Origin of the sequence: Nocardioides allogilvus (genome assembly GCF_003047285.1) — a bacterium.
Lineage (GTDB): Bacteria > Actinomycetota > Actinomycetes > Propionibacteriales > Nocardioidaceae > Nocardioides > Nocardioides allogilvus.
Window position 1 is genome coordinate 642107 of the sequence record NZ_PZYX01000001.1, and the last position, 11531, is coordinate 653637.

An 11531-nucleotide genomic window follows, 5' to 3' on the forward strand; every position below is an offset into this window, starting at 1 on the left:
TCGCACCTCAGCCGTCGTCGCGACCGGCTTCGCTCTCCACGAACGGGTGGGCGGTGACGAAGGTCTTCGTCTCGTCATACATCCGCTCGATGTACTTCTCCAGCTCCGAGCCCTCCACGCGCCACTGTCCGCGGCCGCCGATCTTGATCGCGGGCAGGTCGCCACGGCGCACCAGGGCATAGACCTGGGCGCTGGACGTGTTGAGCACCTCGGCCACGTCGGCCAGCGTGAGGAAGCGGGGGGAGGCCATGGCGACATGGTGCCACTCGAGACGCAGCCGGAGGTACGGCGCCTCGCGGGCTGTGGAGAACTGTTGAGCCCTGGTGCACCTGTGGACAACGACTCGTGCCGGATGGCATCTGAGGTCATGATGTGTCGGTGTCTCGGACCCACGCTGCCATCGACGTCCCCACCGCCACCCGCGCCCAGCCTCCGGGGTGGCGCGATCCTCGTCTCTGGATCGGGATCGCGATCGTCGCCGTGTCGATCATCGCCGGTGCTCGCATCCTCGGTGCGGCCGACGACTCGGTGAGCGTGTGGGCCGCCGCGCGCGACGTCGCGCCGGGCGACACGGTCGGTGCGGACGACCTGGTCTCCACGTCGGTGCGTTTCGGTGAGAGCACCGACGTCGCCCGCTATCTCCTGACCTCCTCGCCGCTGCCCGACGACCTCACCCTGGTGCGGGCCCTGGGAGAGGGCGAGCTCGTGCCGGCCGCGGCCCTCGGCTCGGGTGATGAGGCCGACACGGTGATCGTGTCGCTGGCCTTCCCGCACGAGCTGATCCCGACCAACATCGGGACTGGATCGTTGATCGAGCTCCTGGTGCTCCCGGCGGACGGCGCGAGCGACGACAAGCGGGGCAGCATCGAGCCGACCACGGTGCTCTCCGACGTCGTGGTCATCGACGCTCCGTCCGCCGCGGACTCACTGGGCAGTGTCAGCCGCGGCCGCCAGCTGGTGCTGGGGATCCCGGAGACGGACTCCGACGCCCTGGCGGAGATCCTGTCGGCCAGCGAGGACGAGCGCGTTCGCGTCCTCGTGCGCGGTTGAGGGCGGCAGCGCGATGATCTGCGTCCTGATGATGGCCTCCGGGGCCGCCTGGGAGTCCGACGCCTTCGCCCGGCTGACGAGCGCCGGTGGTGTCGTGGTGCTCAAGCGCTGTGTCGACGTCGACGACCTGCTCGCCACCGCGACCAGCGGCCAGGCCGACGTCGCCGTCATCGGCCTCGACGCCCCGGGCCTCGACCCGTCGGCCGTCACCCACCTGAGGCGCTACGCCGTCCGGCCGGTCGCCGTCGCCTCGACGTCCGTCGACGACCTGGACGTCCTCGCGCGGGCCGAGCGCCTCGGCATCGCCGCCCTCGTCGCTGCCGACGACCTCGACTCGTTGCCGGAGGTCGTCTCGACCGTGGAGGACCTCGGCGACACCCAGGTCCGGGGCGGCGAGGACTTGCCGTCCGCCGTCGTCACGACACCCGCCGACGAGCACCGGGTCGTGGCCGTCTGGGGGCCGGGCGGTGCTCCGGGACGCACCACGGTGGCGGTCTCGCTGGCGGCCGAGCTCGCGCGCCGGGGCAGCCCGGCCGTGCTCGTCGACGCCGATCCCTACGGTGGGGGCGTCGCCCAGCAGCTGGGCATCCTCGACGAGGTCTCCGGCCTGCTCTCCGCGGCCAGGCTGGCCGGTGCCGGCCAGCTCGGGGACCGTTTCCTGTCCACCACGCGCGCGGTCGGTGACCAGCTCACGGTCGTCACCGGACTGCCGCGCGCCGATCGGTGGATCGAGGTCCGGGCCAGTCACCTGGAGTCCGTCGTCGACCGGGCGCGCGAGCTCGGCGACGTCGTCCTCGACACCGGCTTCAGCCTCGAGGACGACCCGGGCGGCGACTTCGGCGCCCGACCGGCGCGCAACGCGATGACCCTGACCGCGTTGGGAGCCGCCGACGAGATCGTCGTCGTGGGCGCGGCCGACCCCGTCGGGCTCTCGCGCCTCGCGCGAGGGCTCGTGGAGCTGCGTGAGATCACCGGTGGAGCGCCGGTGCGGGTGGTGGTCAACCGCATGCGTTCGAGCCTGGGCTGGTCGGAGCGTGAGATAGCGGGCATGGTCGAGGGCTTCTCCCGGGTCTCCGGCCTGCACTTCCTGCCCGACGACCAGTCGGCCGTCGATCGCGCACTCGTGGCAGGCAGGTCGCTCGTCGAGGGCGGGGACGGCCAGCTGGTGCGCGCGCTCGGCGGCGTCGTCGATGCGGTGTTCCCGACGACCCTGGTCGGTCACGAGCCCCGGCGCCGCGGCGCCCGTCGCAGGCTCGCCCGAAATTGAGGTTTCCACCCCGAGAGTTGGTCCGTGGGGTCAAGATGGTGGTCCCCCCACCCCCTTGATCAAGGACCTCCCACCATGATCCGCACTCTCGGCCGCTGTGTCGCGCCCGCCCTCCTCGCCGTCTGCCTGGCAGCTCCCGCCCTGGCCGCGTCCAACGGCCCGACGAGGGGCAACGACAACATCCAGGGCACCAGCGGGCGCGACCGGATCGTCTCGCTCAGCGGCAACGACAAGATCGCCAGCCGGGGCGGCAAGGACACCGTGCTGTCGGGACCCGGTCGCGACCGGGTCGACGCCGGTGGCGGCAGTGACATGGTCCAGGCCGGGCCCGGCAACGACACGATCGAGGGCGCCAACGGCCACGACCGCCTGGCCGGCAGCTCCGGCAACGACTCGATCTCGGGCGGCCTCGGCAACGACCGGCTGCTCGGTGCGGTCGGTCTCGACACGATCGACGGCGGCGACGGCAACGACACGATCCAGGGTCAGGGCAGCGACGACCGGCTGTTCGGCGGGTCCGGCGTGGACACGATCCTCGGTGCGGAGGGCAACGACGCCATCGACGCCGGGATCGGCGACGACGTGGTCGACGGCGGCACCGGCAGCGACAGCATCCTGGGCGGGGACGGCAACGACGACCTCGACGGCAACGGTGACCACGACAGCATCGACGGCGGGACGGGCGACGACCACCTCGCCGGTGCGTCCGGCGACGACACCATCGCCGGGGGTGAGGGCAGCGAGCACATCAACGGCGGCGACGGCAACGACGTCCTCGACGGCGGGCCCGGCGACGACGGGGTGGCGCCGGGCGCCAGCGGCACGGCCGAGATCAACGGCGGTGCGGGGAACGACCGGCTCATCGGCGGTGAGGGCAACGACAAGCTGATCGGGCTCGACGGCGACGACCACCTCGACGCGGGTCCGGGCGACGACTACTCACTCAGCGCAGGTCCCGGCAACGACACGATCATCGACGGCGCCGGCAACGACCTCTACGTGAAGGGTGACGAGGGCGATGACGTCATCTTCCTCGGCCCCGGTGCCGACAGCGCCTTCTCCGAGCAGGGCAACGACACGATCTACCTCTACGACGACGGCTTCCGCGACGAGATCTACTGCGACGACTACGACGACATCGGCACCCCGGCCGAGGGCATGAACGACCGGGTCTTCTTCGTCGGGCGTCGCGACCCCCTCGACAAGGTGGTCGGTGACCGGAACACGTGCGAGGTCGTCGAGGTCATCCAGCACCTGCCTGCCGGGTGGCCCTACGGTCCGGTCCCCGACGCGAGTGCGCGCGCGGCGTCCAGCCCGACCGCGGAGCGCCGCCTGTTCTGATCAGGCGGCGAAGAGCAGGTAGAGCCCGCCCACGGTGAAGCCGACCATGGCGACCAGCAGCGGGAGCTGACCCGTCAGCTGGTGGCGGGCCGGGAGCAGCCGGACGGCCCGGTCGTGGGCGGCGATCACGCCGAGCACGTGGCCTGCCACGACGGCCAGCACCTTGAGCCGGGCCAGGAACGTCGGGTGGTAGGACAGCCAGCGGTTCACGGTCAGGTCAGCGGTGCCCAGCAGGTTGTCGCCCCGGCTGAGCGGGTCGCTGAGCTGGATGATCGTGGTCTGGCCGTACTCCACGAGGTAGGCGAGGTAGTGGGCGATGATGTAGCCCACGATGATCGGCACGACCGAGTGCGCGAACAGGTCGGGCAGGGCGCTTCGCCGTACGCCGTCGCCGACGCCCGTCGTCATGGTGCCGAGCGCGAAGAGCAGCGCGATGCCGGCGCAGAAGGCCAGCAGCCCGAGGTTGTTGAGCAGGTCGGGGCTGATGGTCGTCGACTGGATGAACTGGACCCAGGGGCTGGAGTCCTTGAAGGAGTCGAACGCCGTGCTGCCGAACAGCACCGCCACGACCGCCACGAGCCCGGGCTTGGCCGGCAGGCTGTCGAGGTTGGCCAGGGGCGAGCGGATCAGCAGGCGGTCGTCGCGGTGGCCCCAGATCGAGAGCTTGGCGACGAGGGACGAGTAGACCTCGAAGGGATCGGCGTGCTCGTAGAACTTGTTGCCGAACAGGGCGCCGCCGATGAGCATGATCGCGAGGTAGGCCGCGCACCACAGCCGCACTGGTCCGATCTCGGTCGAGTGCGGATAGACGAGCTCGAGCCAGACGAAGGCGAACAGGCCGATCGCCGCCGGCCAGTAGCCCAGTCGCGCGGGGTAGGTGTAGAGGCCGACCGACGGGTCGCTGCCGGACGCCTTGGCGAGGAGCCAGTTGATCGTGCGGCTCGGGCTGATCGCCTTCCAGACGGGTCCGAACAGCAGCGACAGTGGCACGATCCCGACCCACACCAGGACGTAGAACACCCCGAGGAACGGGTTGATCAGGGTGTCCTGGCCGGCGATGGCGGCCCAGCCGACGTAGAGCAGGGCGAGCACGCCGAAGGCGCGCCACCCGGCACGCCACGGCGTCGAGGACGTCAGGGAGTCGAGCCACGCGGGCGCCGTACGACCGCTCGTCGCCTCGTCGTAGCGCGGCTTGCGCCAGGCGACGGCCAGCACGGTGAAGGAGACGACCAGGGCCGCGACAGCGCCGGCGATCGCCAGCTCGAGCGGGATCGGCAGGTCCTTGGCGCCGCCGATGCCGTGGGCCAGGAGCTTGTCGCCCACCTCAGCGGACTTCGAGCTGGACGATCACCAGGTCGAGCGTGTGCGACTCGACGTCGACCAGACCCGGCTGGTCGATGGTCAACGGCAGGTCGGTGGTGCCGGCCTCGTAGCTGAGCTCCTGCTCCGGGGTGGAGTGCACGTGGATCTCGCCGGGGGCGTCGGAGGTGACCCGCAGGACGATCTCCTCGCCGACCGCGGCATCCACGCGCTCGCCGTTGGGTTCCACGGTGTCGCCGGAGACCGTGATCTCGATGACCTGCGCGGTGGGTGCCTCGGGCGACCCGGTGTCCGACGGGGTCTCGGTCGACTCCGGTGAGGTCGTCTCGCCGACCGGGCCGGTCGGGTCGGCGTCCTCGGAGCAGCCGCTCAGCACGAGGCCGAGGCCGATCGTGAGGGCTGCGGCCAGGAGGGCCGGGCGGGTGGATCGGCGGCGCCGGGTGGTCGGCATGGTGCGGGGCATGTGGACTACTCCTCGTATGACTGCGGTTCCTCTGCCACAATCCCACGCGGAGCAAGAGAGTGGTGCCCGGGGTGTGTCAGCCTGTGGTGGCCGCCACCGACACGAAGGGCACACATGAGCGAGCGTTTGCGACCCCGGGACCTGGCATTCCTGGCCACCGAGTCCTCGCGGACGCCGATGCACAACGCGACCGTCGAGATCTTCGATCCGGGCGAGTCCGGGTTCGACTACGCGCGCCTCGTGGAGCTGATCGCCGACCGCATCGCCTTCGTCCCGCGCTACCGCCAGCGCCTGCAGTGGGTGCCCGGCCGGCTGGCGACGCCGGTGTGGGTGGACGACCCCGAGTTCGAGCTGAGCTACCACGTCCGCCGCTCGGCGCTGCCGCGTCCCGGCGGCCACGACCAGCTGCGCGAGCTCGTCGCCCGCATCGCCTCGCGTCCCCTCGACCGGTCCCGGCCGCTGTGGGAGACCTACTTCGTCGAGGGCCTCGCCGGTGGCCGGGTCGCGGTGCTCACCAAGAGCCACCAGATCCTGGTCGACGGCCGGGAGACCGTCGACATCGGCCAGGTGCTCCTCGACACCGAGCCCGACCGCCCCGAGCTCGGGCACGACGAGTGGCACCCGCGCGGCCGCCCCGACGCGCTGTCGCTCACGCTGGGCGCCATCACGGACTCGATCGAGCGTCCCTCGACCCTGGTCAAGACGGTCCAGGCCAACACCCAGTCCATCGTGCGTACGGCGAGCTCCGCCCGCCACCGCGCCAGTGACGTCGCAGGGGCGCTGGCCGGGCGCAAGCCCGTCGCCTCCTCGCCGATCAACGGGCCGCTCTCGCGGCAGCGCCGGTTCCTCACGATCCACACGCAGCTCGACGACTACAAGCGGATCAGGCGCGTCCACGGCGGCACCATCAACGACGTCATCCTCGCGACCCTGACCGGTGGCCTGCGGGGCTGGCTGATGACGCGCACCGAGTCGATGGCCGGCCTGAAGACGATCAAGGCCATCGTGCCGATGTCGGTGATCGACGACGAGCTCGAGCCGACATCCCTCGGCACCCAGGTCGCCGGCCACCTCGTCAACCTGCCCATCTCCGAGCCGTCGCCCGTGGTGCGGCTGCACCAGGTCAGCTACAGCTTCCAGGCCCACAAGGAGACCGGGCGCGGGGTGGGCGCCGAGCGTCTCGCCGGGATCGCCGGCTTCGCACCGACGACCTTCCACGCGCTCGGTTCGCGGGTGGCGGCCGACGAGCTGCGCCGCGGCTTCCACCTCTCGGTGACCAACGTGCCGGGACCGCAGTTCCCGCTCTACGCCGGTGGCGCGACGATGCTGGAGACCTATCCCGTGCACCCGCTGCTGCCCGAGCACGCGCTGGCCGTCGGGGTGACCTCCTACAACGGCAGCGTCTTCTACGGCATCACCGCCGACCGCGACGCCCTGCCCGACGTCGACACCCTCGGCCAGTGCATCGTCGAGGCGCTCGACGAGCTGACGGAGTCCGCCAGCGAGAGCCGCCAGCGGGCGCCGCGGGGCCGGAAGAAGACCACCACTCCGACCAGGACGGACCAGTCGTGAGGGTCTACCTCCCGCTGACGCTGGCCTCCCTCGCCGAGGCCCACGACGCCGGCGTCGTGCCCGCCGACGTCGAGAAGGTCGTCGCCGAGGACGAGTCGGAGGAGGCGGAGTACGCCGCCTTGATGACCGCCGCCGACGCGTCCGCCGCGCTCGGCACCGGCTCGGGTCGGCGCGTCGTGCTCGCGGCCGACGTGGTCGATGCGGCGGGCGCCGTACCCCGCAAGAGCTGGGCGGCGGTGCACGTCGACACCGAGGACGACGCCGACCCCGACGACGACCTCGCGTGGTACGGCATCCAGGAAATTTCGGACGTGCTGGCAGGTCGCTAAGGTCGGTTCATGGATGCGATCACGTTCCCACCGGCTCCCATCAACGAGCCCAACCTGACCTACGCCCCCGGCAGCCCCGAACGGGCTGACCTGAAGGTGGAGCTCGCCCGTCTCGAGAGCAAGCAGCACACCCTGCGCGCCCACATCAACGGCAAGAAGCGCAACGGCGGCGGTGCTGAGATGAAGGTCGTGCAGCCGCACGACCACCAGCACGTGCTCGGGACCTTCAAGAACTCCACGACCAAGGACGCCGAGGCCGCGGTCAAGGCCGCGTCCGCGGCCGCGTTGCCCTGGCAGCGGATGCCCTTCGACGACAAGTGCGCGATCATGCTCAAGGCCGCCGACCTCCTCGCGGGGCCGTGGCGCCAGCGGATCAACGCCGCGACGATGCTCGGCCAGTCGAAGACCGCCTTCCAGGCGGAGATCGACTCGGCGTGCGAGCTGATCGACTTCTGGCGGTTCAACGTCCACTACGCCAAGCAGATCCTCACCGACCAGCCGATGGCCAACAGCCCCGGCATCTGGAACCGCACCGACCACCGCCCGCTCGAGGGCTTCGTCTACGCCATCACGCCGTTCAACTTCACCGCGATCGCGGGCAACCTGCCGACCGCGCCCGCGCTGATGGGCAACACCGTCATCTGGAAGCCGTCGCCGACCCAGCAGCTCGCCGCATCGCTGACGATGGAGCTGCTCGAGGAGGCCGGCATGCCGCCGGGCGTCATCAACATGCTCCCCGGCGACGGCCTCGACGTCTCGAAGGTCGCGTTGACGCACCCCGACCTCGCCGGCATCCACTTCACCGGCTCGACGCCGACCTTCCACCGGCTCTGGAAGGGCGTGGGCGAGAACATCGACCGCTACCGCTCCTACCCGCGGATCGTCGGCGAGACCGGCGGCAAGGACTTCATCGTCGCCCACCCGTCCGCCGACCCCGACGTCGTGCGGGTCGCGATGATCCGAGGCGCGTTCGAGTTCCAGGGCCAGAAGTGCTCCGCTGCTTCTCGTGCGTACGTCGCGAGGTCGGTGTGGGCCAAGATCAAGGACCAGCTCATCGCGGAGACCGAGGGCATGACCATGGGTGACGTCACCGACTTCACCAACTTCATGGGCGCCGTGATCGACGAGCGTGCCTTCGCCAAGCACAAGAAGGCGATCGCGCGGGTGCGCGCCAACAAGCACCTCACGCTGATCGCCGGCGGCCAGACCGACGACTCCGTCGGCTGGTTCGTGCGACCGACGATCATCGAGTCGACCGATCCGACCGACCAGATGTTCTCGGACGAGTACTTCGGACCGATCCTGGCCGTGCACGTCTACGACGACGACAAGTTCGAGTCGGTCGTCGCGCAGATGGAGTCGTTCGCGCCCTACGCCCTGACCGGGGCGATCATCTCGCAGGACCGCGCGGCCATCGCGTGGGCACGGCGCGAGCTCCGCTTCGCGGCCGGCAACTTCTACATCAACGACAAGCCCACCGGTGCCGTGGTGGGGCAGCAGCCCTTCGGCGGTGGCCGCGCGTCGGGCACCAACGACAAGGCGGGCTCGGCGGTCAACCTGCTGCGCTGGACGTCGCCGCGCTCGATCAAGGAGACCTTCGTGCCGCCGAAGGACTACCGCTACCCCTACATGGACGCCGAGTGACCGCTCTGCACATGGGGTCGCTGCACCCCTTCGAACAGGCGCTGACGCTGGTGCTGGCGTTCGGCCCGTTCGTGCTGCTCGGCCTCGTGGTCTGGCACCGACGACGCCACGACGGCGCGGACGGCTGACGGTCGTGCGGGCGCCTCGCCTGTACGTCGCTGTGCTGGCCGTCGCCCTCGTGGCGGCGGCCGGCTGCAGTGCTGAGGTGGACGGCGTTCCTCCCGACGGGGTGGCCCCCAGCGCGGAGCCGACGTCCGTGGCGTCGGGCTCGAAAGCCTGGGTCGCAGACGTGCGGGTGCGGCCCAACTGGATCGGGCGCGACGCGCCGTGGATCTGGGAGTACAGCGACGACGTCGTGGTGATCGCGCCGCGCGGGCTGGTCGCGCTCGACCAGGAGACGGGCGCGGAGGTGTGGCGCCTGCCGCTCGGGGGTCAGGTGTGCGGGGCGACTCCGGTGCCCTCGAAGCTCGGACTCGTGGCCATCACCGTCGGTCGTTGCGAGCCGGCCGGCCGACCCACACGCGCCGGGATGTCGGTCCTGACCGGAGAGCCGGCCACCGCGCGCCGTACGACCGTGAAGGCCGTGGACCTGGAGAGCGCTTCCGTCGTCTGGGAGCGGCCGTTTCCCGGGGCACCGACGCTCGAGGTCGGCGGAGAGGCGCTGCTCGTCGCGGGGCGCTGCAGTGCGCGTCGCTTCGACCTCGGCACCGGAGCGCCGCTCGGCCCGCTCGCGGCCGGCTGCGACAACCAGGTGCTGGTGCGCGACGGCGTGGTCGTCGTCTCGAGCGCAGGCGGCGGGCCTCCCTGGCGCGCCGTCGAGGTCACGTCGGGGGAGACCGTCGCCGAGGTGACGGTGTCCGACCCGTTCAACCCGCTCAGGATCCTGGCGGGCCAGCCGCTGACCGTGCTGGCCGCGGACACCGCCGACGGGCGGTCGGCCGTGGTCAGGCTCGAGCCCGACGGCGTGCGCGAGCTCGCCGATGTCTCCACGGAGGCGCAGGACGCCTTCGTCACCGCCACGGACGAGTCGGTCGTGCTGGCGGGGGAGGCCTGGCCCGGCGCCACCGAGCTCTCCCTGGACGACGGCTCGACCCTGGGTGGGTTCCCGGGCGTCGGCGCCGAGCGGTGGATCCCGTTCGCCCGCCTGGACGGCGGGGTGCTCGGGTTCGAGGGCACCCAGGAGGGCCTGAACGCAGGCCGCGGGAGGCTCACGCTGCGCTCGCTCCGCGACGATTCGCTCACCGAGCTCGACTCAGAGGTGTTCCTGAACGACACCAACCTGGCTGTCGCAGCACCCAAGGCAGTCGTCATCGACGACGTCCTGCTGATGCCGAGCCACGGGAACGGCGGAGTGCTGGCCCATCGCCTCACGCTGCCTGCGGTTTCGTGACGAGCCTTCGGCCCTCCTCAACCTCCGAGGGTCGGCGGTTGAGGAGGTCGCGCAGCGACCGTCACGAAACCCCGAGCCACCTCAGGCCGACCTTGTTCTCGGCGCGCAGTGCCTTGGCGAGCAGGCCGGCGATGAGGTCCTCGACCTTGCCGCCGACGAAGGGGATGTTGACCTTCACGGTGAGCGCCACAGTCTCGACCACGTCGTCACCGACCTGGGCGAGGTCGAAGGTGCCCGACATGTCGCCCGGCTTGCCGGGGATCGTCACCCGGACGTCGGCGTGGGTGTCGCTGGTCCACGTCTCCTCCTGAACGATCGCGATCTCGTCGCCGACGAGCTTGCGCGCGAAGGAAGGGATCTGCTCGGTCCCGTGGACGATCTCGACGCGGGCGGTGCTGCCGGCGCCGACGCCGTCGAGCTCGGCCGAGCTGCGCACCGCGCGCTGGTAGGTCGCGACCTCCTCGCGGAACGCCGGGTCGGCGTACATCGCGAGCACCTGCTCGATGGTGGTGCCGGGGTAGGTCAGCTTCTCGGAGATGTTCTTCGACATGTCAGCGCTCACCGGCCAGCCAGGCGGTGCCGACGACGTGCTCGCCGTCCCAGCCCTCCTTGAGCTTGGTGGCGATGAGGCCCTCGAGCTTGCCGCCGACCAGCGGGATCTTGGCCTTGGCCTCGCCGTCGAAGCTGTCGAGCGTGCCGTCACCGTCGGCCGTCAGGGTGCGGACGCCGCTGATCGAGCCGGGGGTTCCCGGGATCGTGATCGAGAAGTCCGCCGAGTCGGAGCCGTTCCACGCCTCGGCCTGGATGACCCGGCTGTCGTCGCCGACGATCTTGCGGGCGAAGCCCGGCAGGTCCGTGTTGGGCTGCTGCATCTCGAGGGTGATGGTCCCGCCGTCCACGGAGACGTCGACCGAGGTCACTCCCTGGGCCAGCGCTGCCTTCTCGCGGAAGGCCGGGTCCGTGAGCATGGCGTAGACGTCGTCGACCGGCGCGTCGTACCTGACTGAGTGGGTGAGCTTCATGGGCGACATCTTCACGGCAATCGCCGGTCTTGACCAGCATGTCCGTCAGCGCGTCCGTCGGCTCTTGGTCACGATGTGACCGGCCAGTACGCGCCCGTGTTGTGTGCGTCACAAGCGGGCCCCTAGGGTCGGG

Annotated in this window: 13 protein-coding genes; 8 read left to right on the forward strand and 5 right to left on the reverse strand. The window is 70.9% G+C overall.

Translation table 11 applies throughout. The annotated features are described in order from the left end of the window. Window positions 1-7: 7 nt before the first annotated feature. Window positions 8-250 (reverse strand): helix-turn-helix domain-containing protein, encoded by a 243-nt coding sequence (locus C9J87_RS03160; RefSeq protein WP_010831894.1) that lies wholly within the window; start codon window positions 248-250, stop codon window positions 8-10. Window positions 251-378: 128 nt separating this feature from the next. Between C9J87_RS03160 and C9J87_RS03165 the strand changes: the two genes are divergently transcribed. From C9J87_RS03165 to C9J87_RS03175, 3 genes are all read left to right on the forward strand, one after another. Next, complete coding sequence (locus C9J87_RS03165; protein WP_157953103.1) at window positions 379-1050, forward strand: hypothetical protein; 672 nt, start codon at window positions 379-381, stop codon at window positions 1048-1050. 13 nt (window positions 1051-1063) lie between these two features. Continuing rightward, the gene (locus C9J87_RS03170) at window positions 1064-2317 is read left to right on the forward strand and encodes an AAA family ATPase (protein WP_107704691.1); all 1254 of its coding nucleotides are present in this window, start codon (window positions 1064-1066) and stop codon (window positions 2315-2317) included. A 75-nt stretch (window positions 2318-2392) separates the two neighbouring features. Then, window positions 2393-3658, forward strand: a complete 1266-nt coding sequence (locus C9J87_RS03175) for a calcium-binding protein (RefSeq protein WP_107704692.1) — start codon at window positions 2393-2395, stop codon at window positions 3656-3658. On the opposite strand, the gene C9J87_RS03180 is transcribed toward C9J87_RS03175, so the two are convergent. Both C9J87_RS03180 and C9J87_RS03185 read right to left on the reverse strand, forming a co-directional pair. After that, entirely contained in the window at window positions 3659-4981 is a 1323-nt protein-coding gene (locus tag C9J87_RS03180; protein ID WP_107704693.1) for a hypothetical protein, read from the reverse strand. 1 nt (window position 4982) lies between these two features. Next, window positions 4983-5441: a hypothetical protein gene (locus C9J87_RS03185; RefSeq protein ID WP_107704694.1), complete on the reverse strand. Its 459-nt coding sequence runs from the start codon at window positions 5439-5441 to the stop codon at window positions 4983-4985. Window positions 5442-5555: 114 nt separating this feature from the next. On the opposite strand from C9J87_RS03185, the gene C9J87_RS03190 reads away from it, so the two are divergent. From C9J87_RS03190 to C9J87_RS03205, 5 genes are read left to right on the forward strand one after another with little or no spacing between them, the layout of a single operon-like run. Next, on the forward strand, window positions 5556-7013 hold the full coding sequence (locus tag C9J87_RS03190) for a WS/DGAT/MGAT family O-acyltransferase (RefSeq protein ID WP_107704695.1): 1458 nt from the start codon (window positions 5556-5558) through the stop codon (window positions 7011-7013). Continuing rightward, window positions 7010-7342, forward strand: coding sequence for a DUF6912 family protein (locus C9J87_RS03195; protein ID WP_010831901.1), 333 nt, complete (start codon window positions 7010-7012; stop codon window positions 7340-7342). The genes C9J87_RS03190 and C9J87_RS03195 overlap by 4 nt, the downstream gene beginning before the upstream one ends. Before the next feature lie 9 nt (window positions 7343-7351). After that, window positions 7352-8986 carry an L-glutamate gamma-semialdehyde dehydrogenase gene (pruA, locus tag C9J87_RS03200; protein ID WP_107704696.1) on the forward strand — a complete coding sequence of 545 codons (1635 nt, stop codon included), beginning with the start codon at window positions 7352-7354 and terminating at the stop codon, window positions 8984-8986. After that, window positions 8983-9114, forward strand: coding sequence for a hypothetical protein (locus C9J87_RS20390; RefSeq protein ID WP_269634806.1), 132 nt, complete (start codon window positions 8983-8985; stop codon window positions 9112-9114). Before pruA ends, C9J87_RS20390 begins: the two co-directional genes overlap by 4 nt. 5 nt (window positions 9115-9119) lie before the next feature. Continuing rightward, window positions 9120-10376 carry a hypothetical protein gene (locus C9J87_RS03205; RefSeq protein WP_107704697.1) on the forward strand — a complete coding sequence of 419 codons (1257 nt, stop codon included), beginning with the start codon at window positions 9120-9122 and terminating at the stop codon, window positions 10374-10376. A 61-nt stretch (window positions 10377-10437) separates the two neighbouring features. Here C9J87_RS03205 and C9J87_RS03210 read toward each other — a convergent pair whose 3' ends face one another. Together C9J87_RS03210 and C9J87_RS03215 are read right to left on the reverse strand one after the other, a co-directional pair. Then, complete coding sequence (locus tag C9J87_RS03210) at window positions 10438-10926, reverse strand: DUF2505 domain-containing protein (RefSeq protein ID WP_010831904.1); 489 nt, start codon at window positions 10924-10926, stop codon at window positions 10438-10440. A gap of 1 nt (window position 10927) precedes the next feature. Continuing rightward, window positions 10928-11398, reverse strand: a complete 471-nt coding sequence (locus C9J87_RS03215; protein WP_157953104.1) for a DUF2505 domain-containing protein — start codon at window positions 11396-11398, stop codon at window positions 10928-10930. Window positions 11399-11531 lie beyond the last annotated feature (133 nt).